This window comes from Streptomyces sp. NPDC093097 (genome assembly GCF_044754325.1).
GTDB lineage: Bacteria > Actinomycetota > Actinomycetes > Streptomycetales > Streptomycetaceae > Streptomyces.
The window spans coordinates 17,457-35,139 of sequence record NZ_JBIVOW010000018.1 but is presented as its reverse complement, the minus strand read 5'-3'; the positions used below and the strand labels follow the sequence as shown (position 1 = coordinate 35,139).

Below are 17,683 nucleotides of genomic sequence, written 5' to 3'. Positions count from 1 at the left end.
GCAGGGCGCGGCCTTCAGGCACTCCAGCGAACCCGCATTCCGGCAAACCTGCAAACCCGAGCACCTGAGCACCCGAGCACCCGAGCACCCATCAGGCGATCCACCGACGACTCCATCGGAGACGGTGAGGGGCGGCAAGGATGACCGAGACACCACTCCCGACCGACACAGCAGGCACGGCCGACATGGCGGACACGGCAGACCCAGCCGGCACAACCGGCGCAGCCGGGGCGCCCGCGACCCAGCGCCGCGGTCGCCGGATCATGATGACCACCTCCGAACTGGACGCCTTCCTGGCGGCGCAGCGGACCTGCCGCGCCGCCACGGTCGGCGGGGACGGCGCACCGCACGTCGGCGCCCTGTGGTTCGTCTGGGACGGGACGGCGCTCTGGCTGTACTCGCTCACCCGCAGCAAGCGGTGGGCGCAGCTCCGCAAGGACCCGCGGATCACGGTGCTCGTCGACGACGGCCACGCATACGGGGAACTGCGCGGGGCCGAACTGACCGGGCGCGCGGAGTTCGTCGGCGAGGCGCCGCGCACGGGCCGGCCCTGCCCGGAACTGTCCGCGCCGGAACGGCTGTTCGCGCGGAAGTACTTCGAGCTCGACGAGCTGCCGCACGACGGTCGGCATGCCTGGCTGCGGCTGACGCCCGACGCGGTGGTGTCCTGGGACTTCCGCAAGATCCCGGGCTGACCGGCACCGCGACCACGCCTGCGCCCGCCTGCGCCCGTCCCCGCCCGCCGAGTTATCCACAGGCAACCGGTGCGTCGATCACAATGTCACCGCTCTCTGCGAAAGTGGTCTTCGTCAGCCCGTTCCGCGCGGCGGCACGTGCGGGACCGGAATCGTTCCGGGCCACCGGCCGGACGCCGACAAGGACGAAGGAGATCCGGTGAACGTGCTCTTCCCCGCACTGCGCGACGGCTCGCCCACCCCCGCGCTGCGCTTCGGCGACCGTGCGCTCAGCCATCGCCAACTGGCCGCAGTGGCCGGCCCGCTCGCCGACCGGATCGGCGGCCGGACCCGCGGCAGCGGCGCGGCCCGCGTCGCGGTCTGGGCCACGCCGACGCTGGAGACGTCCGTGGGAGTGGTCGCCGCACTGCTCGCCGGAGCGGCCGCGGTGCCGGTCAATCCGAAGATCGGCGAGCGCGAACTGGCGCACATCGTGGCGGACAGCCGCCCCTCCCTCGTCCTGGCCGAGCCGGGCGCCGCCCTGCCCGGCCCGCTGGCCGCGCTCCCCCGCATCGACGTGGAGATCACCGAGCCCGACGAGCGACAGACACCCGACCCGCTCCCGGTGGAGCCGGACACCGAGTCCCCCGCCCTGATCGTCTACACCTCCGGTACCACCGGCCCGCCCAAGGGCGTAGTCCTCCCCCGTCGCGCCCTCGCCCGCACCCTCGACGCCCTGGAGGACGCCTGGCAGTGGACGGCCGACGACGTGCTGGTCCACGCCCTCCCGCTGTTCCACGTCCACGGTCTGATCCTGGGCATCCTCGGCCCGCTGCGCCGCGGCGGCAGCGTCCACCACCTGGGGCGTTTCAGCACCGAGGCGGTCGCCCGGGAGCTGTCCGCGGATGGCACGATGCTCTTCGGCGTACCGACGATGTACCACCGCCTCGCCCTCGAAGCCGGCGAGAACCGCGACCTCGCCAAGGCGTTGAGCCGCGCCCGGCTGCTGGTCTCCGGCTCCGCGGCGCTGCCGCTCACCGACCACGCCCGGATCACCGCGGCCACCGGCCGCCGCGTGATCGAGCGCTACGGCATGACCGAGACGCTGATGAACACCAGCGTGCGCGCGGACGGCCCGGACTCCACCGGCACGGTCGGCGTCCCCCTCCCCGGTGTCTACGTCCGGCTGGTGGACGACGCGGGCCAGGCCATAGAGGAAAGCGACGGCGAAACGGTCGGCGAGATCCAGGTGCGGGGCCCGAACCTCTTCTCCGAGTACCTCAACCGCCCCGATGCCACCGCCGCGGCGTTCGACGGCGGCTGGTTCCGCACCGGCGACATGGCCGTGCGGGACGCCTCCGGGAACTACCGCATCGTCGGCCGCAAGGCCACCGACCTCATCAAGAGCGGCGGCTACAAGATCGGCGCCGGCGAAATCGAGAACGCCCTGCTGGCCCACCCCGGTGTCGCCGAGGCGGCCGTCACCGGCGAGCCCGACGACGACCTGGGCGAGCGGATCGTCGCCTGGATCGTGCCCGTCACCGGCCCCGGCGCCGGGCCGCTCCCCGACGCCGAGGAGCTCGCCGACCACGTCGCCCGTCAGCTGGCCCCCCACAAGCGCCCCCGCATCGTGCACTTCCTCCAAGCCCTCCCCCGCAACGACATGGGCAAGATCCTCAAGCGAGACCTCCGGGTCGCCACGCCTCCGGCGGGAGCCGACGATGCATGAGCACGCACCGCACCACGCGGCCCCACTGCCCAGCCTCCGCCTGACGGCCCGCCAGGCCATCGCGGCCATCACCGACTCCTACACCGAACTCACCCCCACCACCGCCGCCCCGGCCCCCACCCCTCCTGCCGACGGCCCGCTCGGCTGGTACGGCTACGACGCCTCCCGGGAGCGCGCCCGCGCCCGGACCGGCGAGGACGAGTCGGTGCTCACCGCACGCGCCACCATCGGCGGCACCGAAGCCGTGGTGCTCTCCTTCGAGTTCGGCTATCTCGGCGGCTCCCTCGGCGAACGCACCGGCGACCGCCTGGAGGCCGCCTACACCACGGCACGCGAGCAACGCCTGCCACTGGTCTCACTGATCGCCACCGGCGGCAGCCGGATGCAGGAGGGCATGCGGGCCCTGTCCCAACTCCAGCGCGTGGCCGGGCAGTCGGCGCTCAACCGTGCCGCGGGGCTTCCCCAGATCGCGGTCCTCCGCGACCCGACGACGGGCGGCGGCTGGGCGACGCTGGGCGCCGGAGCCGATGTGATCCTCGCGCTCCCCGGAGCCCAGGTCGGCTTCGCGGGCTCGCGCGTCCGCCCACCCGACGCGGATCCCGCCGCCTACTCCGCCGAGGGGCAGTTCGCAGCCGGCCAGGTCGACGCCGTCGTCCCCGCCGACGAGCTGCGCGCCACCCTCCAGCGCTGGCTCCACCTGCTCGCCGAGACTCCACGGCCCTCCGGCGAACCACCCCTGCCGGCGCCCCCGCCCTCCGCGCTGGGCACCACCGGCCTGCCGGAGACCGGCTGGGACGCGGTGATCCGGGCCCGCGCTACCGACCGCCCCCGCGCCGAGTCCTATCTGCGGGCGTACTTCGACGACTGGGAGGAACTCAGCGGCGACCGGTGCGGCGGTCGCGACCCCGGGATGCGCTGCGGCTTCGGCCACCGCGCCGGCCGCACCATCGCCTTCGCGGCCCAGTGCGGCACCGCCACCCGCCCGGCCGGTTTCCGCACCGCGACCCGGCTGATACGGCTCGCGGACCGGCTCGGCCTGCCGGTCCTCACGCTCGTCGACACTCCGGGCGCCGCCAACGACGCGGACGCCGAACGCACGGGCGCCGGCGCCGCCATCGCCGACACCTTCGCCGCGCTCGCCTCCGCCCGCGTCCCGGTCACCTCGCTCCTCATCGGCGAAGGCGGATCGGGCGGCGCACTGGCCCTGGCCGCGCCGGGCCGGCTGTGGGCCACCCCTGACAGCTACTTCTCCGTGATCGCGCCCGAAATGGCCGCGGCCATCCTCAAACGCGGCACGGACGAAATCCAGCACACCGCCGACCAACTCCGCATCCGCCCCCAGGACCTGCTCGAACTGGGCGTCATCCGGGGCATCGTCGATCCCGATCCCGATCCCGACGGCATCATCGATCCGGATCCCGGCGGGGGATAAGCGCCACACGGCACAGGGCGTTCGGCACACCTCGGGGCGGGGAGGGCGAGGAGAGCAGAGGCGGGGCTGCTTTGTGGGACGGGGTGGGGCGGGAGGGGGGCGGGGCAGGGGGGAGGGGAGGGGGGAAGCCCCCAGAGGAAAACTTGCCCGCCTCCCCACCCCACCGACCCCACCCCTCACCCGCGCCCCATCCCCCGCCGACCGCCGCCCGCCATCTCCGTCTCGGCCTCCACCCGCTCCCCGGCCTCCCGCAGCGCGGCCACGGCCGCCCGGATCGAGGGCCTGCGTTCCGCGTCCGCACGCCAGATCGCGTAGATATGCCGCCGCATCGGATGACGTACCGGCACCACACTCACCCCCTCCGGCACCGGCCCTCGCCCCAGCCGCGGTGCGACCGCAACGCCCAAGCCGGCGGCGATCAGGGCAAGTTGGGTGTGATGCTCCTCGGCCATGTGCGAAATGCGCGGTTCAAAACCCTTGCTCCGCAGGGTGAACATCAGCCAGTCATGGCAGAACTCCGCCTGCGGCCAGGAGATCCACTCATCGTCCGCGAACTCCTCCAGTTCCACGAACCGGCGCCCGGCCAGCGGATGGTCCGACGGCATCGCCACATCGGACGGATCATCGAGCAACGGCGCCTTCGCCAGCCCCTCGGGAACGGGCAGCGGCCGGTTGTACCAGTCGAGAACGACAGCTACGTCGAGATCACCGCGCACCAGGCCGCGCACCGACTCGTCCGGATCCAACTCGATGAGCTTCGGCCGGAGTTGCGGGTGTTCGGCGCGCAGTGCAGCGAGCGCGAAGGGGAAGAGCCCACGCGCCGCGGTCGGGAACGCCCCCATCCGCAGCTGCCCCACCGGACGACCGCGATGCGCCTCCAGCTCGGCCTGCGCCAGCTCCACCTGGGACAGGATCCGCGCCGCATGGTCGGCGAGCAGTCGTCCGGCATCGGTCAGCCGGATCCCGCGCCCGTTCTTCGCCAACAGCCGCTGTCCGGTCTCGCGCTCCAGCTTGGCGATCTGCTGCGAGACCGCCGACGTCGTGATGTGGAGCCCCTCGGCAGCCGCGCTGACCGAACCGTGCCGGGCGATCGCAGACAACGTCCGCAGACGATCGAGGTTCAACATGTAAGCAATGCTAAACGGTATCCACCATTAATTATCGCTTGTGCTACGAATTTATTTCACTGCATCGTAGACGCCATGAGCACCACCGCCGACGCGTCCGCCGGAGCCGCTGTGCCCTCCGCCACCCCAGCACCTGGACCTACGCCTGCACCCATCCGCCCCGGGAGCTCCCCCGTCCGCTCGCCGGACGGGCCGGCACCGCGCCGCGCCCTCGCCTGGCAGATCCGTTTCGCCGTCCTCTGCCTGGTCTGGGGATTCAGCTTCCTCTTCATCAAGGTGGGCACCGAGGGCTTCGCACCGCTTCAAGTCACGCTGGGCCGCGTGGCGTTCGGCGCTCTGGTGCTGCTGGCGTTCCTCGTCGTCAAACGCGAACGGCTCCCCCGCTCGGCCCGCACCTGGGGACACCTCGCGGTCGCCGCGTTCCTCCTCAACGCGCTGCCGTTCTCGCTCTTCGCGTACTCCGAGCTGACGATCCCCTCCACCTTGGCCAGCATCTGCAACGCCACCTCGCCGCTGTGGGGCATGGTGCTCTCCGTCGTGGCGCTCTCGGAGGACCGCCCCACGCGGCGCCGGGTCGCGGGCCTCGGCATCGGGTTCCTGGGCGTCCTCACCGTCCTCGGCGCGTGGCAGGGCTTCTCCGGGGTCGACCTGGCGGGTACCGCCATGGCGCTGGGCGCCTCGCTCAGCTACCCCATCGGCTGGATCTACGTCCGCCGCACCCTCGCACACGCCCAGCAGTCGCACCTGGCCATCTCCAGCGCCCAGCTGCTGCTCGCCACCGTCCAACTGGCTGTCGTCACCGCGCTGTTCACCCCGCTCCCGACCGCATTCCCGGTCGTCCCGCTGCTCGCCGTCTTCGCCCTCGGCGCCCTGGGCACCGGCGTCGCCTTCCTGCTGCAGTACGGCCTGGTCGCGGAAGTCGGGCCCACCACGGCCCAGATGGTCACCTACTTCATCCCCGTCATCGCCACCGCGTCCGGCGTGGCGCTCCTCAACGAGCACCTCTCCTGGAACACGCCGGTGGGCGCCCTCATCGTCCTGGCAGGCGCGGCCCTCACCCAGAGCAAACCCAAACCCCGCACTCCGTAGCCGGCAGCACCCGACCGATCCCCCACGGCGCGACACCGCACCGCCGACCCGATCCGATCCGAAGCCGGCCACGGCCGAACCACCAGCTCCCACTCGCGTGCGACCAGCCCAACCCCCGGCCGATCCCCGGGGGTTGCCGCTTTACCCGGCCTCCTCTCCTCTGCCCTCACACCTCACTCATACCGCCGCGCCTCCCCCACCCCCGTGGCCTCGGCCACCGCGTCAGCAAGAGGGACGATGTCGTCGGCAGTGAGGTCGGAGACGGTGATCCGGATGCCGGGTGGTGACTGCATGCGGAAGCGCGCGCCGGGGGCGACCGCCCAGCCGGAGTGGAGCAGGCGGGCCACCGCACTGGTCTCGTCGGGGACCGGCACCCAGACATTCATCCCGCTGCGGCCATGGGCCGTGACCCCGCGCTGCTCAAGTGCCTGTATCAGCGCATCGCGCCGTTCGCCGTAGGCGGCGGCGACCGCCGTGGGGTCGATCGCGTAGGTGCGCCAGAGGTGGACGACGGCGTGCTGGAGCAGATGGCTGACCCAGCCGGGGCCGAGGCGCTGACGTCCGCGAACCCGGTCGACGGTGACGGTGTCGCCGGTGAGAACCGCCAGGCGCAGGTCGGGACCGTAGGCCTTGGCCGTCGAGCGGACCAGTACCCAGTGGTCGGTGACGCCGGAGAGGCAGTGCAGGGGGAGGTCCACGATGCCGTGGCCGTGATCGTCCTCGATGAGGAGCACGCCGGGGTGTCCGGCCAGCAGGGTGCGGAGCTCGACGGCGCGGGGGCCGCTGAGGGCGGCGCCTGTGGGGTTCTGCGCGCGGTCGGTGACGACGACCGCGCGGGCCCCGTCCTTGAGCGCCGCCGCCATCCGGTCGGGCATCGGGCCGTCGTCGTCCACGCCAACCGGTATGGGGCGCAGGCCGAGAGCCGGGACGAGGTCCAACAGGCTGCCCCAGCCCGGGTCTTCGATCGCCACCGCATCGCCGGGGCGCAGGTGTGCCGCGAGGACCCGCTCGATGGCGTCGAGCGAGCCACTGGCGACGGCGATGGCGGATTCGGGCACCCCGTCCCGGGCGAAGGCCGCCCGGGCGAGCGCTTCGAGGTCGTCGTCGATGGCGGGCGTGCCGTAGAGAGCGGGACGTTGCGCGTTCCACGCCGCGGCCTCGGCGAGTGCGTCCTGGAGTGGAGGCAGCAGGGCCGGGTCGGGGTTGCCGTCTGCGACGTTCCGGACGCCGGGCGGTGCCACCACCCCCAGCGCCTCGCGAGAGGTGCTGGCGGGTCTGGGCCGGACGCGGCTGCCTCGCCGGCCCGCCGTTTCGATCACTCCGCGGTCGCGGAGCGTGCGGTAGGCGGCCGCGACCGTGTTGGGATTCACCTCCAGATAGACGGCCAACTCCCTGAGCGGGGGCAGGACTTCGCCCGGTTCGAGCTCGCCCGCACCGACGGCCCGCTCAACACTGGCGGCAATCTCCGATGCGCGCCGCCCCTCGATCCGATATCCTCCTAGCACAAACTTGATTATGTACTAGTGCAATGGAGTTTGCAATGGCCGAGGGCAAGTCTTTCGCCGCGACGGACCGCACCACCCCCACCCGGTCCCGGGAGCGGGCCAGCTACGACGAGGCGACGGTGCACGCGATCCTCGACGAGGGCTACGTCTGCCACCTCGGCTTTGTGCGCGACGGCGCCCCGGTCGTCCTGCCGACGCTCTACGGCCGGGTCGGCGACCGCCTCTACCTCCACGGTTCGACCGGCTCGCGCCCGCTGCGGATGGCCGGTGAGCCGGGCGCCGACCCCGGCCTCGCGGTCTGCGTCACCGTCACCCACGTCGACGGCCTGGTCCTCGCCAAGTCCGCGTTCCACCACTCCATCAACTACCGCAGCGTCGTCGTCCACGGCACCGCCCACCAGGTCACCGACCCGGAGGAGAAGAAGGCCGCCCTCGACGCCCTCGTCGACCACGTCCTGCCCGGCCGCGCCGCGGACTCCCGACCCGGCAACGACAAGGAGCTGGCCGCCACGGCCGTGATCCGCCTCGATCTGCGCGAGGTCTCCGCGAAGATCCGCACCGGCGGCCCCAACGACGAGCCCGAGGACCTCGGCCTGCCCCACTGGAGCGGCGTCCTCCCCGTCTCCCCCGTATACGGCGCGCCGATACCGGCCGAGGACCTCACCCCCGGCATCCCCGTGCCGGCCTACCTCTCCGCCCGCTGAGGAGCCCCCGTGCTCATCCACCCCTGGGACGCCCCCACCGACGACGCCGAGTGGCAGGAGTGGCTCGCCGCCCACGACTTCGGCCAGCTCGCCGTCAACGGCTCCGCCGGCGAACCTCCCTGGGTCCAGCCGCTGCACTTCGCCTACGACCCCGCCCGCCGCGAGGCCGTCACCCACCTCGCCCGTCCGAACCCCATCTGGTCCGCACTGGAGGACCGGCCGACGGTCCTGCTGAGCGTGGTCGACGACTACACCTTCATCCCCGGCCCCTGGCAGGCCAACGAGGACCAGCCGCCCGAGCACGGCGTCCCCACCAGTTTCTACGCGGCCGTCCAGCTCATCTGCACCGCACACGTGGTGGACGACCCGGAGGCCAAGGCCGCACTGGTGCAGCGCCAGACGGCGCACTTCCAGCCGGACGGCGGCTCGGCCCCCATCGTCGCCGGTGAGGCCCCGTACGGGCGGCAGCTGCCCGGCATCCGCGGGCTGCGCCTCGAAGTGCACGACATACGGGCGAAGTTCAAGTACGGCGGCAAGCGGACCGAGACGGTCCAGCACCGCATCTCGGAGCGCCTCGCCGAGCGGAACGGTCCCGGCGACGCCGCGGCCCGCAGCCACCAACTGCGCCGCCTCACGGCCGCCCGCACCGCCGCACCCGTGACGGACGGGCCGGGCACCCGGCCGTAAGCGGCCTCGGCCCGACCGGCCCGGCCATTCCCGGCCGGCAGGAATCGCACCACACCGCAGGTCAGCGGCTCACCGCTGCCGATGACAGGAACCGCGCCGCCACTCGTCGCCGCTTCAGCAATCGTGGTTGCCAGATCCGGGAAGGACGCGGTGCAATGGGAGATGTGGAACACACTGCCGCCATTTCCCAGGCACTCGCCGAGGTCGGTCCGCGTCTCAAGCGGTTGCGGACGGAACGCGGGGTGACGCTGTCCGCGTTGGCGGAGGTCACGGGGATCTCGAAGAGCACCCTGTCCCGTCTGGAGTCCGGTCAGCGTCGCCCGAGTCTGGAGCTGCTGCTCCCCATCGCCCAGGCCCATCAGGTGCCGTTGGACGAGTTGGTCGGGGCGCCGGAGGTCGGTGATCCGAGGATCCGGTTGAAGCCGCAGCACCGGCACGGCTCCACGGTGCTGCCCCTGACACGTCAGCCGGGTCCGCTGCAGACGTTCAAGATGATCATTCCGGCCTCGCGGTCCACCCCGGACCCGTGTACGCACGAGGGCTACGAGTGGCTGTACGTGCTCGCGGGGCGGCTGCGGTTGGTGCTGGCCGATCACGATCTGGTGATGGGGGCGGGCGAGGCCGCCGAGTTCGACACCCGCCTGCCGCACTGGTTCGGGAGTACGGGGGACGGTCCGGTGGAGGTGCTCAGTCTCTTCGGACGGCAGGGCGAGCGCATCCATGTGCGCGCCAAGCCCCGGTCGCGTGCGGCGGACGCCGACGACCGTTGAGCACACGGCCCCGTACGTCCCGGCCGATGGCGCCCGCCGCTCGTGACCACCGCCTGCGCGCCGGCTGCCTTCCGTTCCCGACCATCGCCCCAGGGCTCGGCCGACCGCCGCGGCGGCTCCCGACGGCACCACCTCGGCACCACCCGCAACTCCCCTTGCCCGTAACGGGTGTTCCGGGCCGAGTGCCCGTCGTCCACGACCGGCACACGCCGCGGCTCAGACGGCGGCCGGCCCCGTAGGACCGGCCGCCGCCCGGCTATCCGAGCTGGCCGCGGACCCGGCCGCGGGCCTCCGTCACCGCCAGCGCCGCGACGGCCGTCAACAGGACCGTGGTGCCGGCCGCCGTCGCCGCGGTGAGCCGTTCGCCGAGGAACAGCACCGCGATGGCCGCCGCCGAGACCGGTTCGATCAGGGAGATCACCGAAGCGGTCGCGGCCCGCACGGCGGCGAGCCCGGCGAAGTAGAGGCCGTAGGCGAGCGCGGTGGGGATGGCGGCGATATAGCCGAGCAGGACCAGGCTGCGGCCCAGGTCGTGGGCGTGCGGCCAGAGGCCCTCGGCCGCGGCGAGGGGCAGCAGGCAGAGCGCCCCGACCGCGAACGCACTGACCGTCGAGGCATAGGGATCACTGCTGCCGCCCCTGCCGAGGCGGCGGGTGGTCAGGGTCATCACGGCGCAGCCGGCGGCGGAGAGCAGGGCGAACCCGACGCCGGCCGGGCGGACGGCGGCAGTGGCGGTGCCGTCGCCACCGAGGACGAGGACGAGCAGACCGGTCAGCGCTCCGGTCACGGCCAGGATGCCGCCGATCCCCAGCCGTTCGCCCATGGTCAGGCGCGCCCCGATGGCGATGAGCACAGGCCCGGCGCCCATGGTGACAACGGTGCCGACGGCCAGGCCGGTGGCTTCGACGGAGGCGAAGTAGGCGGCCTGGAAGACGGCGAGGGCGATGCCGGTGACCGCGATCCGCGCGGCGCGGCGGCGCAGCGGCTCGGCCGGCAGCGGGGCGGTGGCATCGGCCGCGGCGCCGGTGCGGTGCGCCCGCACCGCCCGCACGGCGAGCAGGATCAGCAGGCCGCCGAACGTGCGCCAGAAGGTGAGGGCGAGGGGGCCGAGGCCGCTGCCCTGGTAGAGGAGGGCGGCGGCCGCGCCGGCGGTGCCCCAGGCGGTGGCGGCGAGCGAGACGTAGGCCAGTCCCCGGCCCACGGGCAGGGCGGAGTGAGGTGTGGTGTGCATGGGAGAGGTGCTCCGGGAAGTCCATGACGGCGCGGTGCGCCGCGAAATGGTCGCGTGGTCCCGTGTGCGGACAGCGCCGACCGGCTCGGGGCTTGAGCCCGGGCCGGGAATTCCTCGGTGGCCGCCGCCCGCCTTACGCGGCGGGAGGGGGCAGCACGGTCGAATGCATGATCGTGACCTTATGTCGTGCGCGAACCGGTCGGCAAGTCTCCGCCGGAGGGTGTGGAAAAGCCGTCGGCGCCCGGCGCGTTGGGGGTCCCGTGGCCGTCCGCGGCGGGTGCTCCGCCGGTGGCCACGGTGATGCTGCCGCGCTCGCCCGAGGCGGCCGGCGGCTTGGCCGACTGGGCGACGAAGGCACCGATCAGGACGACCGCGCCGCCGGCGATCTGGGGCGCGGAGAGGTGTTCGCCGAGCAGCACCCAGGCGAGCACGGTGGCGATCACCGCTTCCAGACAGGCGACGACACCGGCGATCTGCGGGGAGAGCCGCCGGACCGACACCACGCCGGTGGCGTAGGCGACGACCGTGGCGACCAGCACGATCCAGACGAGCAGCAAAACAGCCGGGACCGTGGCACCGTTGAGGTCCGCGGTGCCGCCCAGCACCGGCCAGTTCATGGTCCAGGGGTGGGCGACGAGGGTGAGCACCACCGCGCCCAGCAGCAGACCGTAGGCGATGACGCCGAGCGGATCCGGAGCCGCGCCACCGTCCTCGTCCGCGCCGTGGTCGGAGAGGACGAAGTAGCCGACCTGGCAGCCGGCCGCCCCCAGCGCGAGGGCCAGTCCCAGGGGGTCGAAGCTGAGGCCGGACCACACCTCGACGACACAGGCCAGTCCGCCGACGGCCAGCACGACACCGAAGGCGGCCGCGCGGGTGACCGGACGCTTCTGCACGAAGCGCACCCACCCCAGGACGAGGGCCGGGGCGAGGTATTCGATGAGCAGCGCGACACCGACGGGGATACGGGAGAGCGCGGCGAAGTAGAACGCCTGGACACCGGCGACGGCCAGCAGTCCGAAGCCGAGGAGGAGCGCCGGCCGGCGCCGGGGCAGATCGCGGTGGCGCCAGGCGACGGGGAGCATGACCAGCGCGGCGCCGGTGACCCGCAGCCAGGTGACGTGCAGCGGTTCGAGGCCGGCGGCTATCAGGGGTTTGGCGGCGACTCCGGAGCCGCCGAAGGCGAGCGCGGAGATCAGGGCGAGACCGAGCCCGGCGCCGCGGCCGGTATGCCGGGCACCGCCCGGGGCCGGCGCGGCCGGCTGCTGGGTCCCCCAGGACCCGGAAGTTCCTTGGCCCGATCCGGTCGCGTGACCCGCCGAGCTCCCCGATGAGGCGTGCATCGGGTCATCATGACAGCCGCGGTCAGCAGCGTCATCCCGTAAAGCCCCTGTCTCACAAGGCGATACGAGCAGGAGTCAGGGGCGTGCAGGGGCCTAAGAGGGCGGCAGTCGGTCAGACCGGTTCGGGGCGCTGGTCGCCGTCGAGGCGGGCGGCGAGCCGGGCGGTGTCGACGGAGGCGCGGCGCAGCACCTCGACGGCCCGGGATTCGGGGTCGTCGACGAGGGCGGCGAGGAGGTCGAGGCAGCCGGCGCGGGTGTCGTAGCGGGCATGGGCGCGGTCGAGGGCGCCGTCCATCGCGGCGGCCGCGGCCGGCGACCACCCGGGAACGCCGCCTTCGGCGACCATGGGGACCGCTCCGGAGTCCTCGACCGTGCCGTGCCATTGGAGGCCGTAGCCGATGGTGCGCTGGACGAGGTAGCCGAGCAGCCGGGCGACCTGGGGGCCGCCGTCGAAGACCTCGCGCACCGCGGGGTCCCACTCCAGAAGTCCGTGCAGCAGGTGCGCGGTGTCGACGTGCCGGTCGCCGTCGCGGGTGGCCCGCCTGCGGGCAGCGGAAACCACCGACGCGAGCTCCACGGTGAGCCGGCTGTCGAGGTCTTCCTGGGCGGAGCGATCCCCGCCGCTGTACGCAGTACCGATGTGCACAAGCCCCACCCCACCAGTCCGCAGGGGCCGGAGCATCCCCGACGAGAAGCATTTGCGCATCCCACCATGGTTGGGGAAGCCCACACACGATCTCATCCTTACGGAGGAGATGCGGAGGGATCATGGAGACCGGGCATCCCACCGGAAACGGATACCGGCTGGTCCGCGCCCCGCCCCTCCCCCAGAACTGATGACCCCTCAATAAAGCGGGGCCCTCGGCATTGCACCTTCACCCCCGTACGGCTACCTTCCGCGCACCAACCAGGACGCCGTCACCAAAGGGGTGCTTGCATGGCCGACGTCACCGCCCAGGCCCGGATCGAGGCACCGGCCGAGAAGGTCTGGGAGCGGCTCACCGACTTCGACTCCTACGGGGAGTGGAACGCCACCCACACCGACTTTCCGCACGGCGGCCCGCACCCTCTCCAGGTCGGTGCGGCCTACGCGGAGAACATGAAGCTGATGGGCTTCCCCGCGGAGGTGGCCTGGACGGTGCGGGAGGTGGAGCCGGGCCGACTGCTCGATGTCCAGGGCAAGGGCCCGATGGGCGTCAGCCTCGGCATGCGCTACCAGCTGACGCCGGACGGCGGGGCGACCACCGTCCGGATCGACGGCTCCTTCACCGGCGCCGCGGTCTCTCTGATGGCGGCCAAGCTGAAGGACTCGGCGACCTCCGCACTGGAGGAGTCCCTGCGCAAGCTCGCCGGCCTGGCGACCTGACGCCGCCGGGGCGGCCGCGCCCTTCGACGCCACCGCCCCGGCCCGCGCCCCTCAGTCCTCCTCGGCGAGGATCAGATACAGCTCCTTGCGGGCCTTGTTGACCACCGCCATGGCCTTCTCCCGCTGCTCGGGACTGCCGGTGGCCCACACCTGACGGAACGCCTCGACCAGGCCGCCGCCCGCCTTGCGGATCTCGTTCATGGCCTCCCAGTCGACGCCGCGACCGGCGTCCTCCCAGGGGGCGTCGGGGCCGCCGTCCGCCTCGGCACGCCCCTCGTCGGTCAGCGAGAACAGCTTCTTGCCGCCCTCACTGGCGCTGACGATCAGCCCCTCGTCCTCCAGCAGCTGGAGGGTGGGGTAGACCGAGCCGGGACTGGGCTTCCACGCCCCGCCGCTGCGCTCGGCGATCTCCTGGATCATTTCGTACCCGTGCATCGGGCGGTCCTTGAGCAGCGCCAGTATCGAGGCGCGCACATCGCCGCGCCGGGCCCGGCCGCGCGGTCCGCCGCGCCCCCTGCCGCCCCCGAAGGGCGGGCCTCCGAACGGCGGGCCGAAGCCGCCGAAGGCGGAGCGCCGGCGCTCGAAGCCGCCGAACTCCCCGCGCTCGCCGCGGCGTCCGGGACCGCGGTGCTCATGTCGCTGTTCATGCTCGTGTCCGTATCCCTGGGAACGCATGGCGCGCCCTCCCTCTCGTCGTCGGTACATCGCGCACGTGCTATCGCTCGCCATCGTTGATCGATCGCGATGCTTCAACGATATATCGGGAGCGTTCGCCGAACAAGGGCCCGTCCGAGCTTTCCGCTGTCCTGCCTCATGCGAATTGGCCGCCACCTCAGGCGACCTGGTCCGATTCGCTCGTCACCTCAGGCGATCCGGCCCCGTTGACGCTGCTCCGCCAATACGGTGGGCCGATGACGTCGATCAAGAAGTTCCAAGTCACCTTCGACTGTGCGGAACCCGAGCGCCTCGCCCGTTTTTGGTGCGAGGTGCTGGGGTACGTCGTACCGCCACCGCCGGAGGGGTTCGCCACATGGGATGACTTCAAGGGCTCGCAGCCGCCTGAGCATCGGGATTCCTGGTTCGCCTGCATCGACCCCTCAGGCGTGGGCCCGCGGCTGTACTTCCAACGCGTCCCCGAGGGGAAGGCCGCCAAGAACCGGGTGCACCTTGATGTGCGGGTCGGCACCGGACTCGTGGGCGAAGAGCGCCTCGCCGCACTCGAGGCCGAATGCGCACGGCTGGTCCCGCTCGGCGCGGTACACGTGCAAACGCTGCACGACGGCAACGATTCATGCATCCCGATGCTGGACATCGAGGGCAACGAGTTCTGCATCGACTGAGGCCGCGAACGCGCCCCCGCTCCGCCCCCTGCGAGAGGATCTGGCCCGCGGCCTCAAGCGATCCGGCTCTCGCGGTGTACGGAACGGGTGGTCGCGTCGAGCAGGTAGCGCACCGCCTGCGCGGTCTCGACCCGCGGGCTCAGGCGAGGGCGGCGGGCAGCAGGGCGAAGGCGGCGACAAGGACGGCGACGCGGACGTAGTGGAAGCGGTCCCAGCGGTTCATCTGCTCCTTCCAGTCCTCGGGCCGGTTCTCAGGGGTCCACGTCTTGCCCCGGTTGTTGATCGGGACGAGCAGCAGAAGCGACATGATCACGCCGAGGATCAGCAGCGCGCCGGCGATGACGACGAGGACCGCGCCGGGGCGGCCCCATCCGGCGATGGCCCCGACCGCGACGAGCACGAGCGAGGTGAGGTACCAGACCGGCATCACGGCGCCGAGCATCCGACCCCCGTGGGCGCGGCCGAGTTGGCCGTTGTCGCCGGGGAGTGCGTCGAGGATCCGGTTGATGACGAAGGCGACGGAGAACTCCACCCCCACCATCACGCCGACGACCACGGTGGTGAACACCTCAAGTGCGTTGAGCATGACGACCGACCCCGGGTTCTTGTCCAGCGCCAGACGGGTCATTCCGTGTCCAGTTCCCCGGGATTGGCCTTGGCCTGCGGCTCGGCTCCGCGCCTAGGCTCCGGGCCCATGAGGATCCGCATCGTCGACGCCTTCACCGAGCGTCCCTTCGCCGGCAACCCCGCAGGGGTCGTCCTGCTCGACGCCGACGCCTTCCCCGAGGACGCCTGGCTGCAGCACGTCGCCACCGAGGTCAATCTCTCCGAAACCGCCTTCGCGCACCCGCTCCCCCCGGGCGGCGACGCCGACTGGGCGCTCCGCTGGCTCACCCCCACCGCCGAGGTCAACATGTGCGGGCACGCCACCCTGGCCACCGCGCACGTGCTGCGCACCACCGGCACGGCCACCGGCACCGTCCGCTTCCGGACCCGCAGCGGCGTGCTGCGCACCACCGCCGACGACGGCGGCTCGATCACCATGGACTTCCCCACCGCCCCGCTGACCCCCGTGGACGTGCCGGACGCCATCGCCCGGGCACTGCGCACCGAGATCCGCTCCGCCCATGACACCGGACCCGACGTCGGCGACCTGCTCATCGAGCTGGCCGACGAGAAGTCCGTACGCGCCCTGGCACCGGACCTGGCGCTGCTGGCCGGGCACGGCGGGCGGGGCGTGATCGCCACCGCCCGCGCCGAAGACCCCGACGGCGGCTACGACTTCGCCTCCCGCGGCTTCTTCCCCTCCGTGGGCATCGCCGAGGACCCGGTGACCGGCAGCGCGCACACCGCGCTCGCCCCCTTCTGGTCGGCGCGCCTGGGCCGCGACACCCTGGTCGGCCTCCAGGGCGGCACCCGGACCGGGCTCGTCCGCACCGAACTGCGCGGCGACCGCACCCTGTTGACCGGCTCGGCGGTGACCGTCATCGACGGCGAACTGCTCGCCGGCGCCTGACGCCGTCCCGGTACGGCACGGGGCGGGGGCCGCCAGGCCACCCGCCCCGTGCACCGGCTTCCCGCGCGCTCACATCGTGGGCAGCCAGGACACCTGCCCCGCGAGCAGCGCGTAGCCGAGGAAGGCCACGATGTCGATCAGGGCGTGCGCGGCGACCAGCGGCCCGACCCGGCCCCAGCGCCGGTACACCAGGGCGAAGATCAGGCCCATCACCATGTTGCCGAAGAAGCCGCCGATGCCCTGGTAGAGGTGGTAGGAGCCGCGCAGCACCGAACTGGCCGCCACCGCCGCCCACGGCGTCCACCCCAGTTGCCCCAGTCGGCGCAGCAGATAGCCGACGACGATGACCTCTTCCAGCACGGCGTTCTGCACCGCGGAGGCGACCAGCACCGGAAGCTTCCACCACACGTCGGGCAGCGCCTCGGGCACCACCGTCAGGTTGGCGCCTGCCGCCCGCGCCCCCAGGTAGAGCAGCAGACCGCTGCCCCCGATGAGCGCCGCCAGTGCGGTGCCCACCCCCAGGTCGAAGCCGGGCCGCCGCCGGTCGAAGCCGATCGCGCGCAGCCCGCCGGCCCGCTCCCGCATCAGCAGGTGGGCCACCAGCACGACCGGGACCAGCGCGGTCGCGATCCCGAACAGCTGCCAGGCCAGATCCAGCCAGGGCCGGCCGGGGGCGTGCGAGGCGTTCAGCGTCGCCGCCTGGTGCTTGAGGCCGCCGGGCTTGGTCAGCGACCCGACGAAACTGATGAGCGCGGAGACCGCGCTGGCCCCCAGGGAGAGCGCCAGGACGATCAGCGTCTCGCTCCGCAGCACGCTCCGGGAGGGCTCCCCGGCCGCCTGCGCGGGGCGCCCCGCGCCGTTCCCCGCGCCCGGAACATCAGCGTCCGCCACGGGACTTGCATCCGACTGCAAAGGTTCCTCCACTTCCGCAATGCCGCCTCTCCCCCCACCGTCGCCCCGACGGGTCCCAGGGTCCCGAAAGCGGGTACGAAGATCGCGCGCGACAGGCCGGGACGGACGCCCTCCGCAGAGAGGCGTTTCCCGTCGGCAACGATCCCTCGGAGATCCGGGCTCCGAACCGCCACGTACCGGGAAAGGCACCACCGCACGAGAGGTCACAGCTTGCCCCACGCCTCCGTGCCGCACGGAACGGGGTCCCCCGCGGGCAGCTCG

18 protein-coding genes are annotated in these 17,683 nt (G+C 72.7%); 10 read left to right on the top strand and 8 right to left on the bottom strand.

Going from position 1 to position 17,683, the window contains the following annotated elements; translation table 11 throughout:
• Window positions 1–185 precede the first annotated feature (185 nt).
• From ACIQE0_RS27010 to ACIQE0_RS27000, 3 genes are all read left to right on the top strand, one after another.
• Complete coding sequence (locus ACIQE0_RS27010) at window positions 186–695, top strand: pyridoxamine 5'-phosphate oxidase family protein (RefSeq protein ID WP_366335509.1); 510 nt, start codon at window positions 186–188, stop codon at window positions 693–695.
• 199 nt (window positions 696–894) lie between these two features.
• Complete coding sequence (locus tag ACIQE0_RS27005) at window positions 895–2,403, top strand: acyl-CoA synthetase (protein WP_402336915.1); 1,509 nt, start codon at window positions 895–897, stop codon at window positions 2,401–2,403.
• Window positions 2,396–3,835 (top strand): carboxyl transferase domain-containing protein, encoded by a 1,440-nt coding sequence (locus ACIQE0_RS27000; RefSeq protein ID WP_402336912.1) that lies wholly within the window; start codon window positions 2,396–2,398, stop codon window positions 3,833–3,835. The genes ACIQE0_RS27005 and ACIQE0_RS27000 overlap by 8 nt, the downstream gene beginning before the upstream one ends.
• 176 nt (window positions 3,836–4,011) lie before the next feature.
• On the opposite strand, the gene ACIQE0_RS26995 is transcribed toward ACIQE0_RS27000, so the two are convergent.
• Window positions 4,012–4,962: a LysR family transcriptional regulator gene (locus ACIQE0_RS26995; RefSeq protein ID WP_402336909.1), complete on the bottom strand. Its 951-nt coding sequence runs from the start codon at window positions 4,960–4,962 to the stop codon at window positions 4,012–4,014.
• A gap of 75 nt (window positions 4,963–5,037) precedes the next feature.
• Between ACIQE0_RS26995 and ACIQE0_RS26990 the strand changes: the two genes are divergently transcribed.
• A complete protein-coding gene (locus tag ACIQE0_RS26990) occupies window positions 5,038–6,051 on the top strand; it encodes a DMT family transporter (protein WP_402336906.1) in 1,014 nt (337 codons plus the stop codon).
• Between the two features lie 173 nt (window positions 6,052–6,224).
• Here ACIQE0_RS26990 and ACIQE0_RS26985 read toward each other — a convergent pair whose 3' ends face one another.
• Window positions 6,225–7,556, bottom strand: coding sequence for an aminotransferase class I/II-fold pyridoxal phosphate-dependent enzyme (locus ACIQE0_RS26985; RefSeq protein WP_402336903.1), 1,332 nt, complete (start codon window positions 7,554–7,556; stop codon window positions 6,225–6,227).
• A 35-nt stretch (window positions 7,557–7,591) separates the two neighbouring features.
• Between ACIQE0_RS26985 and ACIQE0_RS26980 the strand changes: the two genes are divergently transcribed.
• The 3 genes from ACIQE0_RS26980 (at window position 7,592) to ACIQE0_RS26970 (ending at window position 9,717) form a co-directional block, all read left to right on the top strand.
• Window positions 7,592–8,260 carry a pyridoxamine 5'-phosphate oxidase family protein gene (locus ACIQE0_RS26980; RefSeq protein ID WP_402337200.1) on the top strand — a complete coding sequence of 223 codons (669 nt, stop codon included), beginning with the start codon at window positions 7,592–7,594 and terminating at the stop codon, window positions 8,258–8,260.
• 9 nt (window positions 8,261–8,269) lie between these two features.
• Window positions 8,270–8,947: an FMN-binding negative transcriptional regulator gene (locus ACIQE0_RS26975; protein ID WP_402336900.1), complete on the top strand. Its 678-nt coding sequence runs from the start codon at window positions 8,270–8,272 to the stop codon at window positions 8,945–8,947.
• 155 nt (window positions 8,948–9,102) lie between these two features.
• On the top strand, window positions 9,103–9,717 hold the full coding sequence (locus ACIQE0_RS26970) for an XRE family transcriptional regulator (protein WP_366339182.1): 615 nt from the start codon (window positions 9,103–9,105) through the stop codon (window positions 9,715–9,717).
• Between the two features lie 256 nt (window positions 9,718–9,973).
• On the opposite strand, the gene ACIQE0_RS26965 is transcribed toward ACIQE0_RS26970, so the two are convergent.
• The 3 genes from ACIQE0_RS26965 to ACIQE0_RS26955 all read right to left on the bottom strand — a co-directional run bounded on the left by ACIQE0_RS26965 (window position 9,974) and on the right by ACIQE0_RS26955 (window position 12,970).
• Window positions 9,974–10,948, bottom strand: a complete 975-nt coding sequence (locus ACIQE0_RS26965) for a DMT family transporter (protein WP_402336896.1) — start codon at window positions 10,946–10,948, stop codon at window positions 9,974–9,976.
• A 179-nt stretch (window positions 10,949–11,127) separates the two neighbouring features.
• The gene (locus ACIQE0_RS26960) at window positions 11,128–12,288 is read right to left on the bottom strand and encodes an EamA family transporter (protein ID WP_402336893.1); all 1,161 of its coding nucleotides are present in this window, start codon (window positions 12,286–12,288) and stop codon (window positions 11,128–11,130) included.
• Window positions 12,289–12,400: 112 nt separating this feature from the next.
• Window positions 12,401–12,970 carry a Clp protease N-terminal domain-containing protein gene (locus ACIQE0_RS26955; RefSeq protein WP_384091837.1) on the bottom strand — a complete coding sequence of 190 codons (570 nt, stop codon included), beginning with the start codon at window positions 12,968–12,970 and terminating at the stop codon, window positions 12,401–12,403.
• Between the two features lie 255 nt (window positions 12,971–13,225).
• Between ACIQE0_RS26955 and ACIQE0_RS26950 the strand changes: the two genes are divergently transcribed.
• The gene (locus ACIQE0_RS26950) at window positions 13,226–13,654 is read left to right on the top strand and encodes an SRPBCC family protein (protein ID WP_366339190.1); all 429 of its coding nucleotides are present in this window, start codon (window positions 13,226–13,228) and stop codon (window positions 13,652–13,654) included.
• 51 nt (window positions 13,655–13,705) lie between these two features.
• Here the strand turns inward: ACIQE0_RS26950 and ACIQE0_RS26945 are convergent, their stop codons facing one another.
• The gene (locus ACIQE0_RS26945) at window positions 13,706–14,329 is read right to left on the bottom strand and encodes a PadR family transcriptional regulator (RefSeq protein WP_366339192.1); all 624 of its coding nucleotides are present in this window, start codon (window positions 14,327–14,329) and stop codon (window positions 13,706–13,708) included.
• Window positions 14,330–14,565: 236 nt separating this feature from the next.
• Between ACIQE0_RS26945 and ACIQE0_RS26940 the strand changes: the two genes are divergently transcribed.
• Complete coding sequence (locus ACIQE0_RS26940; RefSeq protein ID WP_402336890.1) at window positions 14,566–14,994, top strand: VOC family protein; 429 nt, start codon at window positions 14,566–14,568, stop codon at window positions 14,992–14,994.
• A gap of 139 nt (window positions 14,995–15,133) precedes the next feature.
• On the opposite strand, the gene ACIQE0_RS26935 is transcribed toward ACIQE0_RS26940, so the two are convergent.
• Window positions 15,134–15,580: an anthrone oxygenase family protein gene (locus tag ACIQE0_RS26935; protein ID WP_402337196.1), complete on the bottom strand. Its 447-nt coding sequence runs from the start codon at window positions 15,578–15,580 to the stop codon at window positions 15,134–15,136.
• Window positions 15,581–15,688: 108 nt separating this feature from the next.
• Between ACIQE0_RS26935 and ACIQE0_RS26930 the strand changes: the two genes are divergently transcribed.
• Window positions 15,689–16,510 carry a PhzF family phenazine biosynthesis protein gene (locus ACIQE0_RS26930; protein ID WP_402336887.1) on the top strand — a complete coding sequence of 274 codons (822 nt, stop codon included), beginning with the start codon at window positions 15,689–15,691 and terminating at the stop codon, window positions 16,508–16,510.
• Window positions 16,511–16,579: 69 nt separating this feature from the next.
• On the opposite strand, the gene ACIQE0_RS26925 is transcribed toward ACIQE0_RS26930, so the two are convergent.
• Window positions 16,580–17,422 carry a CPBP family intramembrane glutamic endopeptidase gene (locus tag ACIQE0_RS26925; protein ID WP_402336884.1) on the bottom strand — a complete coding sequence of 281 codons (843 nt, stop codon included), beginning with the start codon at window positions 17,420–17,422 and terminating at the stop codon, window positions 16,580–16,582.
• Window positions 17,423–17,683: the final 261 nt, after the last annotated feature.